The sequence below is a fragment of the Mycobacterium kyorinense genome (assembly GCF_001672775.1).
In the GTDB taxonomy this organism is placed as follows: Bacteria; Actinomycetota; Actinomycetes; order Mycobacteriales; family Mycobacteriaceae; genus Mycobacterium; species Mycobacterium kyorinense_A.
In genome coordinates this window covers 1-23,578 of sequence record NZ_LZKJ01000049.1, presented here as the reverse complement: position 1 = coordinate 23,578, position 23,578 = coordinate 1, and the positions used below count along the sequence as shown (strand labels likewise).

27 protein-coding genes, 2 pseudogenes and 1 riboswitch are annotated in these 23,578 nt (G+C 67.1%); of the genes and pseudogenes, 15 read left to right on the top strand and 14 right to left on the bottom strand.

Going from position 1 to position 23,578, the window contains the following annotated elements; genetic code table 11:
* The first annotated feature begins 123 nt into the window (after positions 1-123).
* Together serC and sepH are read left to right on the top strand one after the other, a co-directional pair.
* Positions 124-1,242 (top strand): phosphoserine transaminase, encoded by a 1,119-nt coding sequence (gene serC / locus A5707_RS04330; protein WP_065013367.1) that lies wholly within the window; start codon positions 124-126, stop codon positions 1,240-1,242.
* A gap of 90 nt (positions 1,243-1,332) precedes the next feature.
* Complete coding sequence (sepH, locus tag A5707_RS04325; protein ID WP_065013366.1) at positions 1,333-2,100, top strand: septation protein SepH; 768 nt, start codon at positions 1,333-1,335, stop codon at positions 2,098-2,100.
* Positions 2,101-2,106: 6 nt separating this feature from the next.
* On the opposite strand, the gene A5707_RS04320 is transcribed toward sepH, so the two are convergent.
* Genes A5707_RS04320 through A5707_RS04310 form a run of 3 tightly spaced genes read right to left on the bottom strand, consistent with a single transcriptional unit; the run spans position 2,107 to position 3,602 of the window.
* Positions 2,107-2,382, bottom strand: coding sequence for a DUF2537 domain-containing protein (locus A5707_RS04320; RefSeq protein ID WP_065013289.1), 276 nt, complete (start codon positions 2,380-2,382; stop codon positions 2,107-2,109).
* Positions 2,383-2,391: 9 nt separating this feature from the next.
* Positions 2,392-3,222 (bottom strand): TrmH family RNA methyltransferase, encoded by an 831-nt coding sequence (locus A5707_RS04315; protein WP_065013288.1) that lies wholly within the window; start codon positions 3,220-3,222, stop codon positions 2,392-2,394.
* Positions 3,219-3,602 (bottom strand): MarR family transcriptional regulator, encoded by a 384-nt coding sequence (locus A5707_RS04310; RefSeq protein WP_419866388.1) that lies wholly within the window; start codon positions 3,600-3,602, stop codon positions 3,219-3,221. The genes A5707_RS04315 and A5707_RS04310 overlap by 4 nt, the downstream gene beginning before the upstream one ends.
* Positions 3,603-3,758: 156 nt before the next feature.
* On the opposite strand from A5707_RS04310, the gene A5707_RS04305 reads away from it, so the two are divergent.
* On the top strand, positions 3,759-4,067 hold the full coding sequence (locus A5707_RS04305) for a DUF2530 domain-containing protein (protein WP_065013365.1): 309 nt from the start codon (positions 3,759-3,761) through the stop codon (positions 4,065-4,067).
* Positions 4,068-4,083: 16 nt separating this feature from the next.
* Complete coding sequence (locus A5707_RS04300; RefSeq protein WP_065013286.1) at positions 4,084-4,539, top strand: SRPBCC family protein; 456 nt, start codon at positions 4,084-4,086, stop codon at positions 4,537-4,539.
* Here the strand turns inward: A5707_RS04300 and A5707_RS04295 are convergent.
* Positions 4,536-5,336, bottom strand: a complete 801-nt coding sequence (locus A5707_RS04295) for a DUF3027 domain-containing protein (protein WP_156657566.1) — start codon at positions 5,334-5,336, stop codon at positions 4,536-4,538. The two genes, A5707_RS04300 and A5707_RS04295, sit on opposite strands and share 4 nt — an antisense overlap.
* 148 nt (positions 5,337-5,484) lie before the next feature.
* On the opposite strand from A5707_RS04295, the gene A5707_RS04290 reads away from it, so the two are divergent.
* The 3 genes from A5707_RS04290 (at position 5,485) to A5707_RS04280 (ending at position 8,518) form a co-directional block, all read left to right on the top strand.
* Positions 5,485-7,071 (top strand): MFS transporter, encoded by a 1,587-nt coding sequence (locus tag A5707_RS04290; RefSeq protein WP_065013364.1) that lies wholly within the window; start codon positions 5,485-5,487, stop codon positions 7,069-7,071.
* A complete protein-coding gene (locus tag A5707_RS04285) occupies positions 7,068-7,556 on the top strand; it encodes a DUF2771 domain-containing protein (protein WP_065013284.1) in 489 nt (162 codons plus the stop codon). Before A5707_RS04290 ends, A5707_RS04285 begins: the two co-directional genes overlap by 4 nt.
* Before the next feature lie 95 nt (positions 7,557-7,651).
* A complete protein-coding gene (locus A5707_RS04280) occupies positions 7,652-8,518 on the top strand; it encodes a DUF559 domain-containing protein (RefSeq protein ID WP_065013283.1) in 867 nt (288 codons plus the stop codon).
* A 64-nt stretch (positions 8,519-8,582) separates the two neighbouring features.
* Here the strand turns inward: A5707_RS04280 and A5707_RS04275 are convergent, their stop codons facing one another.
* From A5707_RS04275 to A5707_RS04265, 3 genes are all read right to left on the bottom strand, one after another.
* Positions 8,583-9,581 (bottom strand): glutathione S-transferase family protein, encoded by a 999-nt coding sequence (locus tag A5707_RS04275; RefSeq protein WP_065013282.1) that lies wholly within the window; start codon positions 9,579-9,581, stop codon positions 8,583-8,585.
* A gap of 4 nt (positions 9,582-9,585) precedes the next feature.
* Positions 9,586-11,523: an acyl-CoA dehydrogenase family protein gene (locus A5707_RS04270; protein ID WP_065013281.1), complete on the bottom strand. Its 1,938-nt coding sequence runs from the start codon at positions 11,521-11,523 to the stop codon at positions 9,586-9,588.
* 98 nt (positions 11,524-11,621) lie between these two features.
* A complete protein-coding gene (locus A5707_RS04265) occupies positions 11,622-12,029 on the bottom strand; it encodes a cold-shock protein (RefSeq protein ID WP_065013280.1) in 408 nt (135 codons plus the stop codon).
* A 206-nt stretch (positions 12,030-12,235) separates the two neighbouring features.
* Here A5707_RS04265 and A5707_RS04260 point away from each other — a divergent pair, with 206 nt between their 5' ends.
* From A5707_RS04260 to A5707_RS04245, 4 genes are all read left to right on the top strand, one after another.
* Entirely contained in the window at positions 12,236-12,640 is a 405-nt protein-coding gene (locus A5707_RS04260; RefSeq protein WP_065013279.1) for a YccF domain-containing protein, read from the top strand.
* On the top strand, positions 12,637-13,719 hold the full coding sequence (gene moaA, locus A5707_RS04255) for a GTP 3',8-cyclase MoaA (protein WP_065013278.1): 1,083 nt from the start codon (positions 12,637-12,639) through the stop codon (positions 13,717-13,719). The genes A5707_RS04260 and moaA overlap by 4 nt, the downstream gene beginning before the upstream one ends.
* A 3-nt stretch (positions 13,720-13,722) precedes the next feature.
* Entirely contained in the window at positions 13,723-14,001 is a 279-nt protein-coding gene (locus tag A5707_RS04250) for a MoaD/ThiS family protein (protein WP_065013277.1), read from the top strand.
* A 211-nt stretch (positions 14,002-14,212) separates the two neighbouring features.
* A riboswitch (cyclic di-AMP (ydaO/yuaA leader) is annotated at positions 14,213-14,430 on the top strand.
* Between the two features lie 9 nt (positions 14,431-14,439).
* Positions 14,440-15,360, top strand: a complete 921-nt coding sequence (locus A5707_RS04245) for a transglycosylase family protein (RefSeq protein WP_065013276.1) — start codon at positions 14,440-14,442, stop codon at positions 15,358-15,360.
* Positions 15,361-15,369: 9 nt separating this feature from the next.
* Here the strand turns inward: A5707_RS04245 and A5707_RS04240 are convergent, their stop codons facing one another.
* The 4 genes from A5707_RS04240 to A5707_RS04225 are packed head-to-tail and all read right to left on the bottom strand — an operon-like array spanning position 15,370 to position 16,973.
* Complete coding sequence (locus A5707_RS04240) at positions 15,370-15,801, bottom strand: molybdenum cofactor biosynthesis protein MoaE (protein WP_065013275.1); 432 nt, start codon at positions 15,799-15,801, stop codon at positions 15,370-15,372.
* Positions 15,798-16,280 (bottom strand): MogA/MoaB family molybdenum cofactor biosynthesis protein, encoded by a 483-nt coding sequence (locus A5707_RS04235; RefSeq protein ID WP_065013274.1) that lies wholly within the window; start codon positions 16,278-16,280, stop codon positions 15,798-15,800. The genes A5707_RS04240 and A5707_RS04235 overlap by 4 nt, the downstream gene beginning before the upstream one ends.
* Entirely contained in the window at positions 16,280-16,765 is a 486-nt protein-coding gene (gene moaC, locus A5707_RS04230; protein ID WP_065013273.1) for a cyclic pyranopterin monophosphate synthase MoaC, read from the bottom strand. The genes A5707_RS04235 and moaC overlap by 1 nt, the downstream gene beginning before the upstream one ends.
* Before the next feature lie 7 nt (positions 16,766-16,772).
* The gene (locus tag A5707_RS04225; protein ID WP_197495241.1) at positions 16,773-16,973 is read right to left on the bottom strand and encodes a hypothetical protein; all 201 of its coding nucleotides are present in this window, start codon (positions 16,971-16,973) and stop codon (positions 16,773-16,775) included.
* Positions 16,974-17,092: 119 nt separating this feature from the next.
* On the opposite strand from A5707_RS04225, the gene A5707_RS04220 reads away from it, so the two are divergent.
* The 3 genes and pseudogenes from A5707_RS04220 (at position 17,093) to A5707_RS04215 (ending at position 21,075) form a co-directional block, all read left to right on the top strand.
* Positions 17,093-19,339 (top strand): helicase-associated domain-containing protein, encoded by a 2,247-nt coding sequence (locus tag A5707_RS04220; RefSeq protein WP_065013271.1) that lies wholly within the window; start codon positions 17,093-17,095, stop codon positions 19,337-19,339.
* A pseudogene (locus tag A5707_RS24905) lies at positions 19,340-19,429 on the top strand (hypothetical protein); the annotation flags it as partial.
* Positions 19,426-21,075, top strand: a complete 1,650-nt coding sequence (locus A5707_RS04215; RefSeq protein ID WP_065013270.1) for a DNA repair helicase XPB — start codon at positions 19,426-19,428, stop codon at positions 21,073-21,075. The pseudogene A5707_RS24905 and the gene A5707_RS04215, both read left to right, overlap by 4 nt.
* On the opposite strand, the gene A5707_RS04210 is transcribed toward A5707_RS04215, so the two are convergent.
* The 3 genes and pseudogenes from A5707_RS04210 to A5707_RS04200 form a co-directional block, all read right to left on the bottom strand.
* Positions 21,072-22,214, bottom strand: coding sequence for a thiolase family protein (locus A5707_RS04210; protein ID WP_065013269.1), 1,143 nt, complete (start codon positions 22,212-22,214; stop codon positions 21,072-21,074). The genes A5707_RS04215 and A5707_RS04210 overlap by 4 nt on opposite strands.
* A 15-nt stretch (positions 22,215-22,229) precedes the next feature.
* Positions 22,230-22,643, bottom strand: a complete 414-nt coding sequence (locus tag A5707_RS04205; protein ID WP_065013268.1) for a Zn-ribbon domain-containing OB-fold protein — start codon at positions 22,641-22,643, stop codon at positions 22,230-22,232.
* Positions 22,644-22,726: 83 nt separating this feature from the next.
* Positions 22,727-23,431 (bottom strand): annotated as a pseudogene (locus A5707_RS04200) (LLM class flavin-dependent oxidoreductase); the annotation flags it as partial.
* Here A5707_RS04200 and A5707_RS23675 point away from each other — a divergent pair.
* A partial coding sequence (locus A5707_RS23675) for an LLM class flavin-dependent oxidoreductase (protein ID WP_156657549.1) occupies positions 23,382-23,578 on the top strand: 197 nt, incomplete at its 3' end. The pseudogene A5707_RS04200 and the gene A5707_RS23675 sit on opposite strands and share 50 nt — an antisense overlap.

The window sequence follows — 23,578 nt, the reverse complement described above, 5'->3', positions numbered from 1 at the left end:
ATGTCTAGACAGTACCGCAGGTATCGCAAACTTTCCAGACCCGTGCGAACACTGTGGTGTAGCAGCGAACGACGACCATGATGTGGTCTGGCTCACACCATGGGGGTCATTAGCCTGGTGATCATGGCTGAGGCATTGACGATCCCCGACAGCATCAAACCCGGCGACGGTCGGTTCGGATCGGGACCTTCCAAGGTACGTCCCGAGCAGCTGCAGGCGCTGACTACCAGCGCCGCGGGGCTTTTCGGAACCTCGCACCGGCAGGCGCCGGTGAAGGATCTGGTCGGCCGGGTCCGTACCGGGCTGCGCGACTTCTTCTCGGTGCCGGACGGCTACGAAGTCATCCTGGGCAACGGCGGCGCGACCGCGTTTTGGGACGCCGCCGCGTTCGGCTTGATCGACAAGCGGTCGCTGCACCTGTCCTACGGCGAGTTCAGCTCGAAGTTCGCCTCGGCGGTCACCAAGAATCCGTTCGTCGGGGAGCCGATCGTCGTCAAATCCGAGCCCGGTAGCGCACCCGAGCCGCAGAGTGACCCGTCGGTCGACGTGATCGCCTGGGCCCACAACGAGACCTCGACGGGCGTGGCGGTGCCCGTGCGGCGCCCCGCCGACTCGGGTGACGCGCTGGTGGTCATCGACGCCACCTCCGGGGCCGGCGGGCTGCCGGTGGACATCACCGAGACCGACGCCTACTACTTCGCGCCGCAGAAGAACTTCGCCAGCGATGGTGGTTTGTGGCTGGCGATTCTGAGCCCGGCGGCGCTAGCCCGCATCGAGGCCATCGCGGCATCCGGACGGTGGGTGCCCGACTTCCTGTCGCTGCCGATCGCGGTGGAGAACAGCCTGAAGAACCAGACCTACAACACCCCCGCCATCGGGACACTGGTGCTGTTGGCCGAGCAGATCGACTGGCTGTTGGGCCAGGGCGGGCTGGACTGGGCGGTCAAGCGCACCGCCGATTCGTCGCAGCGGCTGTATGACTGGGCTCAGCAGCGGCCCTACACCACGCCGTTCGTCGCCGACCCCGGCCTGCGTTCACAGGTGGTCGGCACCATCGACTTCAACGACGACGTGGATGCAGCCGCGGTCGCCAAGGTGCTGCGGGCCAACGGCATCGTCGACACCGAGCCGTACCGCAAATTGGGGCGCAACCAGTTGCGCGTCGCGATGTTCCCCGCCGTGGAGCCCGACGACGTCAGCGCTCTCACCGAATGCGTCGACTGGGTCGTCGAACGGCTCTGAGCCGGGCGGCGTGTCACAACGGTAACGGTCGGTCGCTGCACTAAAGTGCGCACCAATCGGGTCGGATGCAACGGCTCGGAGGAGGTCGCCATGCGGGAACTCAAAGTTGTCGGACTCGACGTCGATGGCAACCACATCATCTGCGAGAGCGACAATCCGGCCGACAAGTTCACCCTGCGGCTCGACGACCGGTTGCGGGCCGCAGTGCGCGGTGACGGGGCACGGGTGGGCCAAACTCAGATCGAGATCGAGGTCACCAGCATGCTGCGTCCCAAGGAGATTCAGGCCCGGATCCGCGCCGGCGCGTCTGTCGAGCAGGTGGCCGCGGCTGCCGGGGTGGACGTCGCGCGGGTCGAGCGGTTCGCTCACCCGGTGCTGCTGGAACGTTCGCGCGCCGCTGAGCTGGCGACCGCCGCACATCCCGTCCTGGCCGACGGTCCCGCCGTGCTGACTCTGCTGGAAACCATCACCGCCGCGCTGGTGGCGCGGGGCCTCAACCCGGATGCCACCACGTGGGATGCCTGGCGCAACGAGGATGGACGCTGGACGGTGCAGTTGGGTTGGAAGGCCGGACGCTCGGATAACCTGGCGCATTTCCGGTTCGTCCCCGGTGCGCATGGCGGGACGGTCACCGCGATCGACGACCCGGCCAATGAGCTGATTGACCCCGACTTCGATCGCCCCCTGCGGCCGCTGGCACCGGTCGCCCAGTTGGACTTCGACGAACCGGAACCGCCGACCGCGCAAGACGCTGCACCGGACCCCCCGAGCGAGCCGGCGCGCGGGCGTCGCGGCAAGCCGCCGGTCCCGGCGTGGGAGGACGTGTTGCTGGGGGTCCGCTCCGGCGGACAACGCTGATCTGCGCTACGTCCCCAGCATCGCCAGCGTCAGCAGGGCCAGCCACGCGCCCGTGACACCCACTCCGGCGCCCAACACGAACCAGCGCAACACTGGCGTGCGGCGCCACCCCCACAGAGTGGGCGCTAGACCGCCGACCGCGACCACGTTGAGCCCGACCGCCAGTACCGGATGCACGCGAACCAGCCCCAAGCTGAGCACCACGATCGCGACGGCAATCACTGCGGCGACGAACCCGGCCACCGTCAAACCTGTTGCCCACGGCGTGGTTTCGTCAGACACCAGCCGAGCTTAACCTGGCTGCTCGCGTGCGCGTTCGTAGAAGGCGAGTGCCGCAGCGGTAGCCACGTTGAGCGAGTCGGTGCCGCGCGACATCGGAATGCGCACCCGTAAATCGCTTGCTTGCATCGCAGCACGACTCAGTCCGTGTCCCTCGGCGCCCACCAGCACTGCCACCGGGTCGTCACGCACCGTGCGCATCGCCGCGGCCAGCGTCTTGGTATCGCAGCCCGGGGTCATGGCAAGCAGTCGAAATCCCTTCTGCCGCAGAATGTTTAGGTCATCAGGCCACTCGACCGCCCGGGCGTACGGCACTAACAGCGCGTGACCCATGGACACCCGCACGGCGCGCCGGTACAGCGGATCGGCGCATCCCGCACCGAACACCACCGCGTCCACGCCGAGGCCGGCCGCGTTGCGAAAGATAGCACCCAGGTTCTCGTGATCGTTGACGCCTTCGAGCACCGCGACGGTCCGCGCTTCGTCGATCACCTGCGCGACACTCGGATCCGGCACCCGACGCGCGGCGGCCAGCACGCCGCGGTTGAGATGAAACCCGACCACTTGTGCCATCACTTCCGCGCGGACCCGATAGTACGGGGCGGTGTTGCCGGCCAGGTCGGAGCGGAGCTCGGCGAGCCTGCGATCGGTGCCCAGAAACGCCAGCGGCGCAAACCGGGACGCCAACATGCGCTGCACCACCAGCACACCCTCGGCGATGACCAGACCCTTGCCGGTCGGAAGGTCGGGGCGACGATCGATGCTGTTCAAATCCCGGAAGTTGTCCAGCCGCGGGTCGCCGGGATCGTCGATATCGCAGACGACGACGTGGTCTGTGCTCACGGACTTTCGTCGACCAGGGCCAAAATGAGGTCTGCGGCATTGCGCAACGTGTCCCGTTCGGCCCGGTCCAGTCCCGCCAGCCGCTGAGCGAGCCACTCCTGGCTGGCCCGATATTCGGCCTCCAGCAGCTCACTGCCGGCGTCAGACACCGAGACCAGCACCTGCCGACCGTCGTCGGGATGCGCGACGCGGTCGACGAACCCCAGATCGGCCAGCGACGCGATTACCCGGGTCATCGAGGGTGGCCGAACGCGTTCACGACAGGCCAAGGCACCGGGCGTCATCGGACCGTCTTTGGCCAGCGTCGACAACGCCGACAGCTGCGACAGCGATACCGGGGACTGCGGGCGCCGAAATCGGAGTTGCCGGGCCAGCCGCATGACTGCCAACGACAAGTCGCTGGCCAGCCGCGTATCGCCGTTGATCACAGCGCGAAGGTTACGACACAACGTCCGTTCGTAAACAGCGAATCACCGACACGTGCGGCGCCGGGCTCGGTTTGATGGCCCGCTTGCCGCCGGGCTAGCGTGATCTCGATGTCCGTCGAGCCGAGGCAAAGCCCCAAACCGCCACGTCTGCCGGTTGCGCTGCTGGAAGTGTGGCCCGTGATCGCGGCGGGCGCGCTGGCCTGGCTGATCGCCGCGGCGGCCGCGTTCGTCGTGCCGAGCCTGGAAAGTTGGCGACCGGTGACGCTGGCGGGGCTGGGCGTCGGACTGCTGGGCACCGCGATCTTCCTCTGGCAGCGAGACGCTGCTCGCCGCGGCGCGCGCGGCGCACAGATCGGGTTCGCATCCCAGCTCAATCAGACCCAGCGTGGCTTTCACCCAACGACCGAAGACCACTAGCAGGAGGGACAGTTCAATGGCAGCGCCGCTATTGCAAGCAGAAATCGACATCAAGGCACCCGTGGCCAAAGTCTGGTCGTTGGTGTCGGATTTCCGCCGGATGCCGCAGTGGAGTCCGCAGTGCCGCTGGATGAAGCCGCTCGGCCCGCTACGTCAGGGCACCCGGACCCTCAACCTCAACCGCCGCAACCGCCTGTTCTGGCCGACGACGTGCACCGTCACCGAGGTCATCCCCGAGCAGAAGCTGGCGTTCAAGGTCAACGCCAACGGCACCATTTGGAGCTACGAGTTGCAGTCGATCCCCGAGGGCACCCGGCTGGTCGAGAGCCGGCACGCCGAAAACGGGGTCAAGGCAATCTCCACCTTGACGGTGAACGCACTGATGGGTGGGTCGGACAACTTCGATCGGGAACTGGTCGAGGGAATGAACGTCTCGCTGGCCAACATCAAAGCCGCCGCCGAGAACGGCTAAGACTCCGCAGGTTCGTCGGCGGGTTTCTCGGCGACGTCGAGCACCCCGTCGTCGTAGGGCTCGTATGCCGGCGAGCCGCTGCCGGCCGGCGCCGGTGTGTCGGAATGCGCGCCGCACCCGTACTCGTGGTCGACGACGTGACCATCGGCCGACATCTCGTTGCCGCAAACGCCGAACATCGCGCCCAGCGACCCCGCCAAGGGCAAGAAGAAGCCACAGTCGCGGCACACGCGTTTGGTGGAGCGCGCCATCGGCGAACTGGGGCCGTAGTCGCCGTCGTGCCAGCGGCCGGCCGCCTGCGAACGGCCCCAGGCACTCATCACGCGCCGCCGCCCGAATCCCACCTCGGCGGCGACGTCGTCGACCTGCGGGTCGCCGCTGGCCAGGTAGCCCGGCACCAGCCGCGGATCATCGGGCAGCGGTGCGAGGAGATCTCCGGGACCCAGGTCGCCCGGTCGGACCCGTTGATCCCACGGCACCCATTCCGGTGCCAGCAGCGCCGTCGGGCCCGGAACCAGCACGACCTCGCTGACGGTGGCGTGGTCGGCGCCGGGGTAGGCAGCGACGACGACGGCCCACTGCCACCCTTGATAGCCGGGCATGTGGGCCAGAAACCGGTGAGTGGCAGCGGTTGGGCCCTCGTAGCCGACGCCCAGGTATTCCCCGACCACGTCGGCATCGCTGAACTCGATTATGGCCGTCCGAGCCTGCTCGACCGCACCGGTGAGGACGGCGGCCAACTCTGCCGGCCACTCGGCCGTTGCCGTCGCCGCCGATTCCCCTGTGGGCCCGGTCACGCTGTCCGCTGTCTCCATACTTCTTCAATACTGCCGCAGGTCCGTGGCGGCCAGCCACACCGGTCGCCTACGCGCTCGATCATCGGCGATGAGTGAGAATTGATTCGTGGCGCAACGGCGGCGTGATCACCCCACCGAGCATCCCGGGATGGCCAACTATCCGGCGGCCGACCCGGGTTACGGTCGACCGCGCACGCCGCGCGCCACGATGCCCAGCGCCAACCGCTACCTCCCGCCGCTGGATCGTCAGCCCGAATCCAGCCGTCGCAGTGAGACGCCGCGTACCGTTCCCACCGCCGAGCGGGTCACCGTCACCCGCGCGGCAGCGCAGCGCAGCCGCGAAATGGGTTCGCGGATGTACGGTTTGGTGCAGCGGGCCGCGACCGCAGACGGCGCCGACAAGTCCGGTTTGACCGCGTTGACCTGGCCGGTGGTGGCAAATTTCGCAGTCGACTCCGCGATGGCCGTGGCGCTGGCCAACACCCTGTTCTTCGCGGCGGCCACCGGCGAAAGCAAGGACAGAGTCGCGCTGTACCTGCTCATCACGATCGCGCCGTTCGCGGTGATCGCCCCGCTGATCGGTCCGGCGCTGGACCGGCTTCAGCACGGCCGCCGCGTTGCGCTGGCGCTGTCGTTCGTGCTGCGTACCGCACTGGCCGTGGTGCTGATCACCAACTACGACGGCGCCACCGGCAGCTTCCCGTCCTGGGTGCTCTATCCGTGCGCGCTGGCCATGATGGTGCTGTCGAAATCGTTTTCGGTGCTGCGCAGCGCGGTGACGCCGCGGGTGATGCCGCCGACGATCGACTTGGTACGAGTCAACTCCCGGCTGACCACCTTCGGCCTGCTGGGCGGCACGATTGTCGGCGGCGGCATCGCCGCCGGCGTGGAGTACGTGTTCGACCATCTGTTTGCGCTGCCTGGCGCGTTGTTCGTCATCATCGCGGTCACGATCGCCGGTGCGTTTCTTTCGATGCGGATTCCGCGGTGGGTCGAGGTGACCGCGGGCGAGGTGCCCACCACCTATCGCTATCGGCAGTCGCGCCGAAACTGGCCCGAAGAGGTGCGCCGGGCCAGCGGAGCGATTCGACAGCCGTTGGGCCGCAACATCATTACTTCATTGTGGGGCAATTGCACAATCAAAGTCATGGTCGGGTTCTTGTTCCTGTATCCCGCCTTCGTCGCCAAGGCGCACGACGTGAGCGGCTGGGTGCAGTTGGGCATGTTGGGGCTGATCGGCGCTGCGGCCGGGATCGGCAACTTCGTGGGCAACTTCGCCAGCGCACGCCTGCAATTGGGTAGGCCTGCGGTGCTGGTGGTGCGTTGCACGGTGGCGGTGACGGCCGCGGCGCTGGCCGCCGCGGTCGCGGGCAGCCTCGTTGCGGCGACCATCGCCACCTTGGTCACCTCCGGGTGTAGTGCGATCGCCAAAGCCGCACTCGATGCGTCATTGCAAGACGACCTGCCTGAAGAGTCACGCGCCTCGGCGTTCGGACGCTCGGAGTCGACGCTGCAGTTGGCCTGGGTGCTCGGCGGCGCGCTGGGTGTGCTGGTCTACACCGAGCTGTGGGTCGGGTTCAGCGCCGTGGGCGCATTGCTGATCCCCGGTCTGGCGCAGACCATCCTCAGCTTCCACGGCGACTCGCTGATACCGGGCTTCGGGGGTAACCGGCCCGTCATGGTCGAACAGCAAGGCCGCCGCCGCGACGACGCCGAAGCAGTGCTGCGCAAGTGAAACGCCCTGTCGCGGTGCTGGTCGCCGTCGTGGTGGTACTGGCCGCGGCAGGCGCCGGGTTCGGCGCCTGGCTGCTGGTCCGCGGGCACGGCCCGTCGCGGCCCGAGATCAGCGCGTATTCGCACGGTCATCTGACTCGGGTCGGGCCATACCTGTACTGCAATGTGCTCGACGTCAGCGATTGTCAGACGCCAGGCGAACAAGGCGAGTTGCCGGTGAATGACCGCGATCCCGTGCAGCTTTCGGTTCCGACGGCGATCGGCCGGGCACCCTGGCGACTGTTGCGGGTGTATGAGGATCCGACCAATACCACGACGACCGTGTTCCGGCCGGACAGCCGGCTGGCGGTCACCATCTCCACCGTCGACCCGCAACGCGGCCGGCTGAGCGGCATCGTCGTCCAGTTGATGACACTGGTGGTCGACCCAGCCGGCGAATTCCACGATGTCCCGCATGCCGAGTGGTCGGTACGCCTGATCTTTTGACGCCGAGCGTCGAGTTGTTGGGTGAAATTGCGTGATTTCGCCCAACAACTCGACGCTCGGCCGTAGGTGTCGGTGCCGACCGGCATCGTTTGCGCATGGCAACCCTGGATTGGCCCTTCCGAGGCAACGAAGCTCTGGCGGCGGGAATCGTCACACCGCATCAGCTGCGAACCGAGTTCGAAAGCGTGCACCGGAATGTGTACATCCCACGCGGGCAACCGCTGACACCGGTGACCCGCGCGGTCGCGGCCTGGCTGTGGTCGGGGCGCGTCGCAACCGTGGCCGGATTATCCGCCGCAGCCTTGCATCGAACAGCGTGGATCGATGCGTGGCTGCCTGCCGAGCTGAATCGACGAAGCCGCGACAAGACGCGCGGCATTGTTCTGCACAGCGACACGTTGTGGGACGACGAGTGGTGTGTGCGAGACGGTATCCGATTAACGACTCCAGCGCGTACGGCATTCGACCTCGGGCGACGAAACGGATTCGCTGCCGCGGTAATTCGGCTTGACGCGCTCGCGCATGCCACCGGCTTGAAGGTGGCCGATGTGGAGCCGCTGGCGGACCGTCATCGCGGGGCGCGTGGGCTGGTGCAGCTGCGCCGGGTGTTGTCGGTGATCGACGGCGGTGCCGAATCGCCGTACGAGACCAAAACCCGGCTGCTGCCCGTGGCGAACGGCCTGCCGCGTCCGCAGACCCAGATCGAGGTGCTCGGCGAATGGGGCACGGTGCTGGCGCGCATCGACATGGGTTGGCAAGAGTGGAAGGTGGGCGTGGAGTTCGACGGCGCCCACCACTGGACTGATCCGGCGCAGCGGACCTACGACATCGACCGTCTTGCCGAACTAGAGGCCCGCGGATGGATCATCATCCGGGTGAGCGCAGATCTGCTGCGTTACCGTCCGGCGGTGGTCATCGCGCGGATACTTCGGGCGCTGCGCGCTGCCGGATGCCCCATTTGACCTATCGAGCGTCGAGTTGTTGGGTGAAATTGCGTGATTTCGCCCAACAACTCGACGCTCGGCGTTAGAGGGTGTTTGGCACCTGTTCATCCTCCAACGGTGGGCCGGGCGGGCTGCCGTCACCGAAGGGCTTGCCGCCCAGCTCTTCTCGGCTGTGTGGAGTCAGCCATCCAGCCAACTCGGGGCCCTTGGGCACGATCCGGGTGGGATTGATGTCGGCATGCACGATGTAGTAGTGCTGTTTGATTTGGACGAAGTCGACGGTGTCGCCGAAACCCGGCGTTTGGAACAGGTCACGCGCATACGCCCACAGCACCGGCATCTCGGAGAGTTTGGATCGATTGCATTTGAAGTGTCCGTGATAGACCGGGTCGAAGCGGGCCAGCGTGGTGAACAACCGCACATCGGCTTCGGTGATGGTGTCGCCCACCAGGTATCGCTGCCGACTGAGCCGCTCGCTCAGCCAGTCCAGCGCAGTGAACAATCGGTCGTAGGCTGCGTCGTAGGCCCCCTGCGAGCCGGCGAACCCACACCGATACACCCCGTTGTTGATCTCGGTGTAAACCCGTTGGGCCACCTCGTCGATCTCGCCACGCAACGGCTCAGGATAGAGCTCCGGTGCGCCCTCACGGTGGTAGGCCGTCCATTCGGTGGAGAAGTCAAGGGTGATCTGCGCGAAATCGTTGGTGACCACGGCACCAGTGGGCACGTCGACCATCGCCGGTACGGTGATGCCTTTCGGGTAGTCGGGGAAGCGCGTGAAATAGGCGTCCTGCAAGCGGGGGATCTTCAGCACCGGGTCGACGCCACCGGGGTCGAGGTCGAAGGTCCAACTGCGCTCGTCATGGGTGGGGCCGCAAAAACCAATGGAGATAACCTTTTCCAGCCCTAGCAGTCGCCGGACGATAATCGTGCGATTAGCCCACGGACACGCGCGGGCAACGATCAAGCGGTATCGGCCCGGTTCGACGGGATACCCGTCCCGGCCGTCAGCGGTGATGCGGGTCTCGATGTAGTTGGTGTCACGGGTGAACTCACCCGCGCCGGCGACATAGGAGGCCATGCCGTCAGGGTTCCGTTACGGTCAGGATCCGCCGGGACACGTCCTCTTCGGTGGACGGGCCCGGTTCCCATTCGGCGATCCACGGCCCGGTGCCCTCCGACGGGTCCAGGATTCCGGCTTCCAGCCATGTGTAGCGTCCGTCCAGCACCTCGCCGGCCAACCGAACGTCGGTGCTGTCGGTGTTGGACCACAGGGCGCCGAACAGTGCCTCGACCCGCAACGTGGCCTGCTGGCAGAACGCGTCGGCAAGCTCGTATGCCTGCCCGCCCTCAGCCCGGTCCGCAACCCGCTGCGCCTCGGCGCGCACACACACCGCCGACATGGCGAACAACTCCGCACCGATATCCACGATGCGGCCGAGGAATCCCTGCTTTTGCTCCAAAGCAGCTTGCCAGCGCGCCATTCCGTAGAACGTGTTGCGGGCGAGCTTGCGCGCCGAGCGCTCGACAAACCGCAGATGCGTCGCCAGCTTGCCGAATTCGCGATAGGTGGTCGGCAGTTGCCCTTCGCCGAATGCCAATTGCGGCAACCATTTTGCATAGAAACCACTGGCGTCGGCTGCCGCCTTGGCCTTCTGCCGCATGTCGGCTTTCGGATTCGCCAAATCTCCGGCTGCACTCAGGTGAGTGTCGACCGCCTCACGGGCGATCAGCAGCCGCATGATCTCGCTGGACCCTTCGAAGATGCGGTTGATCCGCAAGTCGCGCACCAACTGCTCCACCGGGACCGCGCGCTCTCCGCGCGCGGCCAGCGACTCGGCGGTCTCGTAGCCGCGACCACCCCGGATCTGCAGCAGCTCGTCGGCAATCACGTCGGCCATCTCGCTGGACCACAATTTCGCCAGCGCCGCCTCGATTCGGATGTCGTTGCGGCCTTCGTCGGCCATCTGAGCAGACAGCTCAAGCACCGCTTCCAGCGCGTAAGTGGTTGCGGCGATAAACGAGATCTTGCCCGCGACCGCCGCGTGCTTACCGACCGGTTTGCCCCACTGGACGCGTTCACACGACCACTCGCGGGCGATCTTCAGCGACCACTTGGCGGCGCCGGCCGCCATTGCGGGGATGGAAAGCCGTCCAGCGTTGAGTGTCGTCAGCGCGATCCTCAGCCCGTCGCCTTCCCGGCCGATCAGGTTCTCCCGCGGGACGCGAACCTTATGCATGCGAGTCAGGCCGTTCTCGATGCCGCGCAATCCCATGAACTTGTTGCGCCGCTCGACGGTAATGCCCGGCGAATCGGCCTCGACGACAAACGCGCTCACTCCCCCGCGGTGCCCTTCGCTCTTGGGGACTCGGGCCATCACCACCAGCAGATCGGCGACCACACCGTTGGTCGTCCACAACTTCACGCCGTCGAGTTCGTATGCCTGACCGTCGTCGACCGGCGTCGCCGTCGACGCCAGCCGGGCCGGGTCAGAGCCCACATCGGGCTCGGTGAGCAGAAATGCCGAGATCCCTCCGGCCGCGCAGCGCGGCAGGAATTTCCGCTTCTGTTCTTCAGTGCCGGCCAGTTTGAGTGGTTCGGGCACCCCGATCGACTGGTGCGCCGACAGCAGCGCGCCAAGACTGGGGTTGACCGTCGCAACCATGACCAATGCGCGGTTGTAGGCGATCTGCGACATGTTCAGGCCGCCGTACTCCGCGGGGATTTTCATGCCGAAGCATCCGAGTTCGGCAAGGCCCTTGACGTACTCGTCGGGAATCTGGGCCTCTCGCTCGATCACGCTGCCGTCGACGCCCTCGAGAAACTCCCGCAGCTTGGCCAGGAATTCCTCGGTGCGGGCCGCGTCCTCGTCCGACGGACGGGGAAACGGGTGAATGAGGTCTAAAGGGAAGCGACCAAGGAATAACTCCTTTGCGAACGACGGCTTATCCCAACCGCTTTCGCGAGATTCCTCGGCTACAGCTCTTGCTTGCTCCTCGCTGACCTGTGCCTGCTGTGCCATCGGACACTCCTCTGGTTCTCCCCGACCGTTTTTGAGGCTCCGATTACCAGTGTTCCCTCAGGCGCGTCGCAGTGCACACTTTTACTTCAACGAGCGACTCAGCCGTCCAACTCCCGGGCCACAGCCTTGACCACTTCAGAAACCCGCCGGGCTGTCTTTCGGTCCGGATAGCGACCTTTGCGCAGTTCGGGCTGCACGGCGCTTTCCAGCAAGGTGATCATGTCCTCGACCATGCCGTGCAGCTCGTCGGGGCTGTGCTTGTGCTCGGCCGGCCCCTCGCGGCGAGTACGCGACAGGCTGGGCGGCGGATCAATCAGCTTGAGGCTCAATGCCTGCGGTCCGCGACGACCAGAGGCCACGCCGAATTCGACGCGCTGCCCGGCCTTGAGGTCCTCGACGCCCGCGGGTAACGCCGACGAACGCACGTAGACGTCCTCGCCGTCCTCCTGTGACAGGAAGCCGAATCCCTTCGCGGCGTCGTACCACTTCACCTTGCCAGTCGGCACTGGTCTCACCTGCTTGTCTAACGAAATCTCTAGAATGGGCAACACAATGAAGCGTCCCGCCTGCGCAGGACGCAATGATTGCTGATCCTACTCGGATGCGGGCCGGCCGAGCACCCCCGTTACTGGCACAGTGGCGACCCGCAGCGCCCGGCTGGGCCGCGCTAACGAGCGGTACTGGGTAGGCTGGCAGGACCGCTGGAGGTGATATGCGCCTGATCCTGAACGTTATCTGGCTGGTCTTCGGCGGCCTTTGGCTGGCCGTCGGCTACCTTGTGGCGGCGCTTGTCTGCTTCCTGCTCATCATCACCATCCCGTTCGGCTTCGCGGCGCTGCGCATCGCCGCATACGCACTGTGGCCGTTCGGACGTACGATCGTCGAAAAGCCGGGCGCCGGGACGGGCGCGCTGATCGGAAACGTCATCTGGGTGCTGCTATGCGGCATCGCGCTGACGATCATCCATCTGACAACCGCGATCGCCCAGGCGGCGACGATCATCGGTATTCCGCTGGCACTGGCCAACCTCAAGTTGATCCCGGTGTCGCTGGTGCCGCTGGGCAAAGAGATCGTGCCGGTCAGTTCGCGCACTCGACCTGAGTCGGTGCTGGCATGACGTTGATCGCGCTCGGCGTGCCGACGGTGCGCCGCCCCGAGACCGACCCCGGCAACCACGGGCCCGCCCCCGAGACCGGGCCGCTGGTCGACACCTTCGGGCGGGTGGCCACCGACCTGCGGGTCTCGTTGACCGACCGCTGCAATCTGCGCTGCACCTACTGCATGCCCGCCGAGGGGCTGGACTGGTTGCCCAGCGAGCACCTGCTGCAGCCCGATGAACTGGCCCGGTTGCTGCGCATCGCGGTGACCCGGCTCGGGATCACCAGCGTGCGGTTCACCGGCGGTGAGCCGTTATTGGCCCGCCACCTCGAAGAGGTGGTGGCCGCGGCAGCGGCGCTGGAGCCACGCCCGGAAATCTCGCTGACCACCAACGGCCTGGGACTGGACCGGCGAGCCGCCGCGCTCGCGAAGGCCGGCCTGGACCGGGTCAACGTGTCGCTGGACACCGTGGACCGCGACCACTTTGCCGCCATCACCCGGCGCGACCGGCTCGACGACGTACTGGCCGGGCTGGCCGCGGCCAAAGAAGCCGGCTTCGATCCTGTCAAGGTCAACGCCGTCCTCGACCCCGCCACCGGGCGAGCAGACGTGGTGGAGTTGCTGCGGTTCTGTCTGGAGCACGGCTACCAATTACGGGTCATTGAGCAAATGCCGCTCGACGCCGGCCACCAGTGGCGCCGCGGGGCGGTGCTGAGCGCCGACGACGTGCTGGCGGCGCTGCGGCCGCACTTCCGACTGCGACCCGACCCGGCGCCACGCGGATCGGCGCCGGCGGAGCTGTGGCTGGTGGACGAGGGCCCGGGCACTCCGGTCGGAAAAGTCGGCGTCATCGCCTCGGTATCGCATCCGTTCTGTTCGACGTGTGACCGGGTGCGGTTGACCGCCGACGGACAAATCCGCAACTGCCTCTTCGCGAAGCAGGAGACCGATGTTCGGGACCTGCTGCGCAGCGGGGCCGACGATGATGCGATCGAAGCAGCGTGGCGCACGGCGATGTGGACCAAAGCTGCCGGGCACGGCATCAACGACCCCGACTTCATTCAGCCGGACCGCCCGATGAGTGCGATCGGCGGCTGATCCGTGGCTCAATCGTCGGACGCGCTCACCGAGATACCGGTCACGGTCCGTTATTTCGCCGCGGCGCGGGCCGCGTCCGGTGTCGAGTCGGAAACCATCGCAGTCCAGGCCGGCGCCACGGTGGCTGAACTGGTCGGCAGCCTCGCCGGACGCGATCCACGCCTGGCCACAGTGCTGAGTCGATGCTCCTACTTGTGCGACGGAATCGCGGTCAAAGACGACGCGACGGTCCTGCGCGCCGGCGACACGATCGACGTGTTGCCGCCGTTCGCGGGCGGCTGATTGCGTGATTTGCATCACATAACGGTTTGATCACAGCACGGACACGGCCCGGTTGCGACCGTCCGTGACCTGCGCAAACTAGCCCCGTTCCTGGCGTTTCGGCGGTGTGCCGCAACGGAAATCGCCGTATTCATTGAGACGTGACTCTCTGGTCGAGACCCGCTACCGTCGTCCGCGGGCTTGCCGCGTCTACTCGACCGCCGGGCCTACTCCACCTGTAGCGCCGAGCTCCATCCAGCAGGCGGGGGCCAACGACAACCCGTGGATGGAGGCGGGGGACCCACCGGTCCGCCGAAATCGGACTGGAGCCTCACCGAGGCTCCTAGGGGTGAAGCCGCCGTCGTTTCCCCGTGGACACGGCAGCGGCCGGGCGACCTCTCCTAGCCCGAACCCGACAGCTGACCTCGTAGGCGCATACAGAGAGGACATCACCGGCGTATGAGTGGACGGCATCGTAAGCCCACGACATCTAGCGTCAGCGTCGCCAAACTCGCCTTTACCGGCGCCGTGATCGGGGGCGGCAGCATTGCCCTCGCCGGCCACGCCGCGGCGGCGACCGACGGCGAATGGGACCAGGTGGCCCGCTGCGAGTCCGGCGGCAACTGGGCGATCAACACGGGCAACGGCTACCAGGGTGGGCTGCAGTTCAACCGCGGGACCTGGGCCGCTCACGGCGGCGGCGAGTTCGCCCCGTCGGCCCATCTGGCCAGCAAGGAGCAGCAGATCGCCGTCGCCGAGCGGGTGCTGGCGACTCAGGGCCGCGGCGCCTGGCCGGTATGCGGTCGAGGCTTGTCGGCCGCTACGCCGCGCAACGTCGTTGCCGACGAGCCGGTGAACGCACCCGAAGACGCCCCGGATGACAACGCCGAGCCCGCGGCGCTCGATGCCCCGTTGCCGCCGCCCGCCGAAGACCCGGCTCCGCCCGTCGAGTTGGTGGCCGTCGACGAACCGGCGGTCGAGCCCGCGCCGATGGTCGAGCCCGTGGCAGACGAAGCGCCCGCCGAAGACCCGGCTCCGCCGGTCGACGAGCCCGCGCCGATGGTCGAGACCGTCGCAGACGAAGCGCCGGTCGACGAGCCGGCCCCGCCGGTCGACGAACCCGGCCCGCCCGTTGAGGCCGTCGCGCTGGAGGAGGCCCCGCCCGCCGACGTCCAGGAGGATGTGCCCCAGGCGCAAGCGGTGGCGAACTGGACCATCGTCGACAGCGCGCCCGCATCCGAACCGCCTGCCGCGGCACCACAGAACCTGGACGACGGCTTCCTCAAGGACCTGTGGCAAGCCATCCAGGCCGAAGGTGTCAACGGCAACGACGCGCTAACCGCCCTCGGCCAGCAGCCGGAGACCACACCGGCCCCATAAGCCGGGCGGTCAGGCCGAACCCACCCACTCGTCGCTACCGTCGGCGAAGAACTGGTGCTTCCACACCGGTAGCCGCGCCTTGATGGTGTCCACCAGATGCGCGCACGTCTCGAATGCCGCGCGGCGATGATCGGAGGCCACCGCCGCCACCAGCGCCGCCTCGCCGATCTGCAGCACACCGACGCGGTGACTGGCCGCGATCGCCCGCACTCCTTGGCACTGCTCGGCGACTTCGGCCAACACGTCGGCCATGACCTGCTCGGCCGACGGGTGCGCGGAATACTCCAACCGCAGCACGCCCCGGCCGCCGTCGTGGTCGCGGATCATCCCGACGAATCCCACGACCGCGCCGGCAGCCTGATGCCCCACTAACTCCTCGTGTTCGGCCAGCAGGATCGGCTGCTCGGTCAGCGCAGCACGCAGAACCTCGGCGCGCGTCATCGCGGATGGTCCCCGCCGGCGAGTTGATCCAGCGCATGGTCCAGCACGCCGTCGAGCACGCCGAGCCCGTCGCGCACGCCGCCGGTCGAGCCGGGCAGGTTGACCACGAGGGTCCGACCGGCCACCCCGCATACCCCACGGGAGAGCACCGAGGTCGGCACCTTCGGCAAACCCGAGCTCCGGATCGCGTCAGCCAGTCCGGGAACCTCGTAGTCGAGCACTGCTGTCGTCTGAGCCGGCGTGTCGTCGCTGGGTGAGATGCCGGTGCCACCCGAGGTGATGACGACGTCGACACCCTCGCCGACGGCGTCGCGCAGGGCCTTGCCGACCGGGTCGCCGTCGGGTACTACCACCGGCTCAGGCGGTGAAAACCCGCGCTGCTCAAGCCATTCGGCGATGATTGGCCCGCACCGGTCGTCGTAGACGCCGGCAGCCGCGCGAGTGGAGGCGATGATGACGCGTGCCGATCGGGCGGCCATCACCGCACCCAGGTCCCGTGCCGGCCGCCGTCTTTGCGCAGCACCCGGATGTCGTCGATGCGAGCTGCCGGGTCCACTGCTTTGATCATGTCGTAGAGCGTCAGACCGGCCACACTGACAGCGGTCAGCGCTTCCATCTCCACACCCGTGCGGTCGGTGCTACGCACGGTTGCGGTGATGTCGATTGCCGACTCGCCGACTGTGAAGTCGACCTCGACACCGGTCAGCGCGAGCTGGTGACACAGCGGAATCAAGTCGCTGGTGTGCTTGGCGGCCAGGATGCCCGCGACTCGCGCGGTGGCCAGCGCATCGCCTTTGGGCAGCCCGCCGGCCGAGATCAGCGACACCACCTCCGCAGAAGTGTGGAAGGTGCCGGCCGCGACGGCAGTGCGCTTGGTTGCTCCCTTTTCGGTGACGTCGACCATGTGCGCGGCACCCCGCTCGTCGATGTGCGAGAGCGGGCCCGAAGCTGCAGCGCCAGACATCGACCGGCTATCGGTTGACGTCAGTGACCGGGTGTAGGTAGGGCAGGTCGTCGGAGGGCAGCGGGAAGACCAGATCACCGAACGGCGACAGCGCCCCGACTCGGTCGGTCGCCAGTTCGCTCACCGCGTGATCGTCGGGGTCGGTCGTCGGCCAGCCCTTGTCGACGTACCGCGTCTTCTGCGCCTTTTTGCCAGCGTTGTCAGCCACGACGTCCATTCTGACAGGTCGCCGATCCAGGGACCTTCCGACTAGCCAGTTACTGCACCCGGTCCGGGCCACTCGGCCGTCACGGGCCACGTCAGCCGACTGCTTTACGCTGGTCAGCAATGACCGAACACACCCCGAGCATCGCGTTGGGGTCCTGGCTGGCCGACTTGCCCGACGAGCGGCTGATCCGCCTACTGGAGCTGCGGCCCGACCTTGCCCAGCCGCCGCCCGGCAGTATCGCGGCCCTGGCCGCCCGGGCTCAAGCGCGTCAGTCGGTGCGAGCTGCCACCGACGAGCTGGACTTCCTGCGGCTGGCAGTGCTTGATGCGCTGCTGGTGCTGCATGCCGACACCGCGCCGGTGCCGGTCGCCAAGCTCGTCTCGCTGATCGGTGACCGCGCACCCGAGGCCGACGTCGTCGCCGCCCTCGACGACCTCAAAGAGCGCGCCCTGGCCTGGGGCGACGCCGAGGTTCGGGTGGCCGCTGACGCCGCCGCCGGATTGCCCTGGCATGCCGGGCAGGCAATCTTGGAAGACGAGCCGCGCACCCGGGAGCAGATCGTTGCGCTGCTCGACGAGCTCGACGAGTCAGCTTTAGACGTGTTGGACAAGCTGCTGGAGGGCTCCCCACTCGGCCGTACCCGCGACGCTGCACCCGGCGCCCCGCCGGACCGCCCGGTGCCGCAACTGCTGGCCAAGGGCTTGTTGCGCCGAGTCGACGCCGAGACGGTGATCCTGCCCCGCCAGGTCGGGCACGTGCTGCGCGGCGAGGACCCGGGGCCGGTGCAGCTGACCGCGCCGGATCCGGTCGCCGCCACCACCACGGCCGCCGATGCCGATGCTGCGGCCGCCGGAGCGGTCATCGACCTGCTGCGCGAACTCGAAGCGCTGCTGCAAACCCTCAGTGCTGCACCGGTTGCCGAGCTGCGCAGCGGCGGTCTGGGGATACGTGACGTCAGACGGCTGGCGAAAGCCACCGGCATCGACGAGGCGAGGCTGGGGCTGATTGTCGAACTGGCGGCCGCAGCCGGCCTGGTCGCGAGCGGCACGCCGGACCCGCCGCCCGACGATGGCGAGGGCCCGTTTTGGGCGCCGACGGTGGCGGCGGACCGGTTCGCGGAGATGCCCACCGCGCAGCGGTGGCACCTGCTGGCCAGCACCTGGTTGGACCTGCCCAGGCGTCCTGCGTTGATCGGCACGCACGACCCGACCGCCAAACCCTATGGGGCCCTGTCGGATTCCATCTACTCCACGGCAGCACCGCTAGATCGCCGCCTACTGTTGAACATGCTGGCCGAACTACCGCCCGGCACCGGGGTCGACGAGATTTCCGCCTCGGCGGCGTTGGTGTGGCGCCGGCCGCGCTGGGCCAAGCGGCTACAGCCGGGCCCCGTCGCCGACCTGCTGGACGAGGCGCATTTCCTCGGGCTGGTCGGCCGCGGAGCGATCAGCACCCCGGGCCGCGCGCTGCTGGGCCAGGACGAGCACGACGCAGTGCTCGACGCGATGAACCGGGCGCTTCCTCCGCCGATCGACCATTTTCTGGTGCAGGCCGACCTAACCGTGGTGGTGCCGGGGCCGCTGGAACGAGAACTCGCCGAGGAACTATCCGCGGTCGCCACCGTTGAATCGGCCGGCGCGGCGATGGTTTACCGGGTCACCGAGCAGTCGATCCGACACGCACTCGACGTCGGCAAAACAGCTGACGAGCTGCACGGATTGTTCAAGACCCACTCCAAAACGCCGGTGCCGCAAGCACTTACCTACCTCATCGACGACGTGGCCCGTCGACACGGACAGCTGCGAATCGGTATGGCGGCCTCCTTCATCCGTTGCGAAGACCCGGCGCTGCTGGCCCAGGCGGTGGCCGCAGCCGAGCAGCTGGGTCTGCGGGTGCTGGCTCCGACGGTGGCGATCTCTCAGGCACCGATCGCCGAGGTGCTCGCGGCCCTGCGCCACGCGGGTTTCGCACCGGCCGCCGAGGACTCCACCGGGACTATCGTCGACATCCGGGCCCGCGGCGCTCGGGTGCCCACCCCGCAGCTGCGCCGGGCGCATCGCCCGATTCCTCGCCCCAGCAGCGACACCCTCAGCGCGGTAGTCGCCGTGCTACGCAAGGTCAGCGCCGCTCCGTTTGCCAACGTACGGATCGACCCGGCAGTCGCGATGTCGCTGTTGCAACGCGCCGCGCGCGATGGCATCACGGTGGTGATCGGTTACGTCGACGCCGCCGGGGTGGCCACTCAGCGGGTGGTGACGCCGGTCGCGGTGGTGGGCGGCCAGTTGGTGGCCTTCGATGCGACGTCCGGGCAGGCCCGGGAGTTCGCCATCCATCGCATCACTACCGTGTCGGCCGAGTCGGGATAATGGGGCTTTATGCGCGCCGGCGACGATGCAGAGCACAAGAGCGATGTGGGGGTACCTCCCGCCTGCGGGGGAGAGGAGCGGCGCTTGTGACCGACGGGCCGTTGATCGTGCAGTCCGACAAGACGGTGCTGCTCGAGGTTGACCACGAGCTGGCCGGTGCTGCACGCGCGGCGATCGCCCCGTTCGCGGAACTGGAACGCGCCCCCGAGCATGTGCACACCTACCGCATCACCCCGCTGGCGCTGTGGAACGCCCGCGCCGCCGGCCACGACGCCGAGCAGGTGGTCGACGCGCTGGTCAGCTACTCGCGTTACGCGGTCCCGCAGCCGTTGCTGGTCGACATCGTCGACACCATGGCCCGCTACGGGCGGCTGCAGCTGGTCAAGCACCCCGCACACGGACTGACACTGGTCAGCTTCGACCGCGCGGTGCTCGAAGAAGTGCTGCGGCACAAGAAGATCGCACCGATGCTCGGCGCCCGCATCGACGACGACACCGTCGTCGTTCACCCCAGCGAACGCGGCCGGGTCAAGCAGATGCTTCTCAAGATCGGTTGGCCCGCTGAGGATCTGGCGGGCTATGTCGACGGCGAAGCCCACCCGATCAGCCTGTGCCAGGACGACTGGCACCTGCGGGACTACCAGGAGATGGCGACCGAGTCGTTCTGGTCGGGCGGCTCCGGTGTGGTGGTGCTGCCGTGCGGGGCGGGCAAGACGTTGGTCGGTGCGGCCGCGATGGCGAAAGCCAGTGCGACGACGCTGATTCTGGTGACCAACACCGTCGCTGGTCGGCAGTGGAAGCGCGAGCTGCTCGCCCGCACGTCGCTGACCGAAGAAGAGATCGGCGAATATTCCGGTGAGCGCAAGGAGATCCGCCCGGTCACCATCGCCACTTACCAGGTGATCACCCGGCGCACGAAGGGCGAATACCGCCACCTGGAATTGTTCGACAGCCGCGACTGGGGACTGATCATCTACGACGAGGTGCATCTGCTGCCCGCGCCGGTGTTCCGGATGACCGCCGATCTGCAATCGCGACGAAGGTTGGGCTTGACCGCCACGCTGATCCGCGAGGACGGCCGCGAAGGCGATGTGTTCAGCTTGATCGGCCCGAAACGCTATGACGCGCCGTGGAAAGACATCGAGGCGCAGGGCTGGATTGCACCGGCCGAGTGCGTCGAGGTGCGAGTGACCCTGACCGATAACGAGCGGATGACCTACGCCACGGCAGAGCCCGACGAACGCTATAGACTCTGCTCGACCGCGCATTCGAAGATCGCGGTCGTGCGCTCGATTCTGAGCCGACACCCCGGCGAGCAGACGCTGGTCATCGGCGCCTATCTGGATCAACTCGACGAACTCGGCACTGTGCTCGACGCCCCGGTGATCCAGGGATCCACCAAGACCGCCGAACGCGAAGCGTTGTTCGACGCGTTTCGCCGCGGCGAGATCACCACCTTGGTGGTCTCCAAGGTGGCCAACTTCTCCATCGACTTGCCGGAAGCAGCAGTGGCGGTGCAGGTTTCGGGGACGTTCGGTTCACGTCAGGAGGAGGCGCAGCGGCTGGGCCGGCTGCTGCGGCCCAAGGCCGACGGCGGCGGAGCGATCTTCTACTCGGTGGTGGCCCGCGATAGCCAGGACGCGGAATACGCCGCGCACCGGCAGCGCTTCCTTGCCGAGCAGGGCTACGGCTACATCATTCGCGACGCGGACGACCTCCTGGGTCCGGCAATTTAGAGCGTCAGGATCGTCGCCGAAGCCGTGCCGGGCGCGCCGTACACCTGGGCCAAGCCGACGCGGGGGTTGCCGGGAACCTGCCGCTCGCCGGCCTCGCCGCGCAACTGGCGCACCAGCTCATGCACCTGCCGCAATCCCGAGGCGCCGATCGGCTCGCCGTTGGCGATCAGACCGCCGTCGGTGTTGACCGGAATCGAGCCGTGGATTTCGGTGGCGCCGTCGGCCACCAGCTTCTCTTGCTCGCCGTCGTCGCACAGCCCCGTTTCGGCCATGTGGATGACCTCGGCGCCGGCGTCGGTGTCCTGCAGTTGAGCAATGTCGACATCCTCGGGACCGATGCCTGCGGCTTCGTATGCGGCTTTGGCCGCGTAGACCGTCGGCGAGGCGTCCTCGTCCAGCGGGGCTGACGTGGCGTGTACTTCGTAGGCTCCAAAGCGCCGGGTGCGGATCTCACTGGCTTGCACGTAAACCGGCTTGTCGGTGAACTTGCGCGCGATGTCGCCGCGGCACATGACCACCGCGGCCGCTCCCTCGTCGGGCGCGCAGAACATGTACTGCGTCAACGGGTAGTTCAGCACGGTCGAGTTGAGGATCTCCTCCTCCGGAATCGGCTTGCGGCGGAAGGCATTCGGGTTCAGCGCACCGTTGCGGAAGTTTTTGGCGGCGACTTTGGCCAGTGTGCTTTGCGAGATGTTGTGGTCGTGGATGTACTTGTTGGCCTTCATTCCGAAGAACTTGGTGGTGACGAATTGCCCGTTCTCGGCATACCACTGCGGCAACGCCAGCTTGGCGGGGTCGTCGGTGAATGCGCCACGCGGGTGTTTGTCCAACCCGATCGCGATGCCGATGTCGTACTTGCCCAACCGGATGGTGTCGGCGGTCTGCTGAATGGCGCTGGCGGCGGTGGCACAGGCGTTGAACACGTTGGTGAACGTGATACCGGTCAGGCCGACCAGACGGGTCACCGCGTCGGGGTTGGATACTTCGTAGCTGCCGCCGAAGCCGAACTGGATGTCTTTCCAGTCCAGACCGGCATCGGCCAGTGCGGCCTGAATAGCATCGGCGCCCATCTGCATCGCGGTCTTGTCGAATCGGCCGAACGGGTGCAGGCCCACTCCGATGATGGCTACGTCGTTCATCGCTTGACTTCCTGATCAGGCCGGCTGGAAGGCGAACGTCACGACCTCGTTGCCCTCCTCGTCGGTGGTGAACGGCACCATGGTCAGCTCGACGTCCATGCCGAACTGCAGCTTGTCCGGATCGTTTTCGGTCAGGCGTCCCTCGACGCGGATCACGTCGCCCAGTTGCACCAAGCCGACCCCGAAGGGGACGAAGGCCTTGCCCGTCGGTCCCGCGTAGGGAGCTCCCGGGGGGAAGCCCTGCGTGGTCCAGGCCACCAGGGTTCCGCGGCGCGGTAGCAACAGCTCGGACATCGCGGCGCCGCTGCACCGCGGGCATCGCTGCTGCACGGGAAACGTGGTGGCGCCGCAGCTGTCGCATCGGCTACCGATCAGTTGCGGACTGTCGTCAGGCCAGGTCGAAATGTCGGGCGCCAGTGCCTTCTGCATCGAACGATCCTCCTAGTACGACACGAGAATAATGCTGACTAGACGGTACAACAACGTTCGATCAAAACGGAAACCACATTCTCCTAGCTCAAAGCCGGGATCACCTCGCGCTCGAAGAGCTCTACGCCCGAGCGGTCATAGGCCGCCTCGGGGAAATAACAGATCACGTATCGGCACCCGAGGTCGCGCAGGCGCTGGAGGCGCTCGACGATTTGCTCGGTTGTGCCGGTGGCCGACTCGGGCCCGCTGGTGCCGGCGATCATCGAGTCGGCCGCGGCTTCCGGGACGTAGCCGGCCAACCGGTCGCGGACCCGGCCCAGCCGGTCTTTGACTTCGGCCTCGGTGGCGCCGACGACGGCGTTGAGGTTGGCCGAGCGCACGATGGCATCGAAATCGGTACCCAAGTCGCGGCAATGCTGCGCCAGCACCTCGGATTTGTGGGCGAACGCGTCGAGCTCTGGTGTGAAATTGGTGTACTGCGCATACTTAGCGGCGATCCGCAGCGTCACCTTCTCGCCGCCGCCCGCGATCCACAACGGAATACCGCTGGCTTGCAAAGGTTTGGGTGCGACGATTGCTCCGTCGACCTGGTAATGCTGGCCGTCGAAGCTGACCTTGCCGTCCCGCCAGGCGTCACGCATGATCTGCACACCCTCGTCGAGGCGACCGAGGCGCACTTTCGCAGACGGGAAGCCGTAACCGTAAGCGCGCCATTCGTGTTCGTACCACCCGCCGCCGATGCCCATCTGGATCCGGCCTCCGGAGATGATGTCGGCGGTGGCGGCCACGACGTCGCGGATCAAACTCGGCCAGATGTGCACGGCGATCAGCTACCGCAATCCGGTCTATCTGGCGAAGGTGGCAGCGACGGCAGACATCATATCCGGAGCCCGGAGACATATGGGCATCGGCACCGTGTGGTACGAACACGAATG

Coding starts and splice junctions, on each gene's coding strand:
- serC (WP_065013367.1), top strand. CDS start 124: ATGGCTGAGGCATTGACGATCCCCGACAGCATCAAACCCGGCGACGGT.
- sepH (WP_065013366.1), top strand. CDS start 1,333: ATGCGGGAACTCAAAGTTGTCGGACTCGACGTCGATGGCAACCACATC.
- A5707_RS04310 (WP_419866388.1), bottom strand. CDS start 3,602: ATGCGGCTGGCCCGGCAACTCCGATTTCGGCGCCCGCAGTCCCCGGTA.
- A5707_RS04305 (WP_065013365.1), top strand. CDS start 3,759: ATGTCCGTCGAGCCGAGGCAAAGCCCCAAACCGCCACGTCTGCCGGTT.
- A5707_RS04300 (WP_065013286.1), top strand. CDS start 4,084: ATGGCAGCGCCGCTATTGCAAGCAGAAATCGACATCAAGGCACCCGTG.
- A5707_RS04290 (WP_065013364.1), top strand. CDS start 5,485: ATGGCCAACTATCCGGCGGCCGACCCGGGTTACGGTCGACCGCGCACG.
- A5707_RS04280 (WP_065013283.1), top strand. CDS start 7,652: ATGGCAACCCTGGATTGGCCCTTCCGAGGCAACGAAGCTCTGGCGGCG.
- A5707_RS04275 (WP_065013282.1), bottom strand. CDS start 9,581: ATGGCCTCCTATGTCGCCGGCGCGGGTGAGTTCACCCGTGACACCAAC.
- A5707_RS04270 (WP_065013281.1), bottom strand. CDS start 11,523: ATGGCACAGCAGGCACAGGTCAGCGAGGAGCAAGCAAGAGCTGTAGCC.
- A5707_RS04260 (WP_065013279.1), top strand. CDS start 12,236: ATGCGCCTGATCCTGAACGTTATCTGGCTGGTCTTCGGCGGCCTTTGG.
- moaA (WP_065013278.1), top strand. CDS start 12,637: ATGACGTTGATCGCGCTCGGCGTGCCGACGGTGCGCCGCCCCGAGACC.
- A5707_RS04245 (WP_065013276.1), top strand. CDS start 14,440: ATGAGTGGACGGCATCGTAAGCCCACGACATCTAGCGTCAGCGTCGCC.
- A5707_RS04240 (WP_065013275.1), bottom strand. CDS start 15,801: ATGACGCGCGCCGAGGTTCTGCGTGCTGCGCTGACCGAGCAGCCGATC.
- A5707_RS04235 (WP_065013274.1), bottom strand. CDS start 16,280: ATGGCCGCCCGATCGGCACGCGTCATCATCGCCTCCACTCGCGCGGCT.
- moaC (WP_065013273.1), bottom strand. CDS start 16,765: ATGTCTGGCGCTGCAGCTTCGGGCCCGCTCTCGCACATCGACGAGCGG.
- A5707_RS04220 (WP_065013271.1), top strand. CDS start 17,093: ATGACCGAACACACCCCGAGCATCGCGTTGGGGTCCTGGCTGGCCGAC.
- A5707_RS04210 (WP_065013269.1), bottom strand. CDS start 22,214: ATGAACGACGTAGCCATCATCGGAGTGGGCCTGCACCCGTTCGGCCGA.
- A5707_RS04205 (WP_065013268.1), bottom strand. CDS start 22,643: ATGCAGAAGGCACTGGCGCCCGACATTTCGACCTGGCCTGACGACAGT.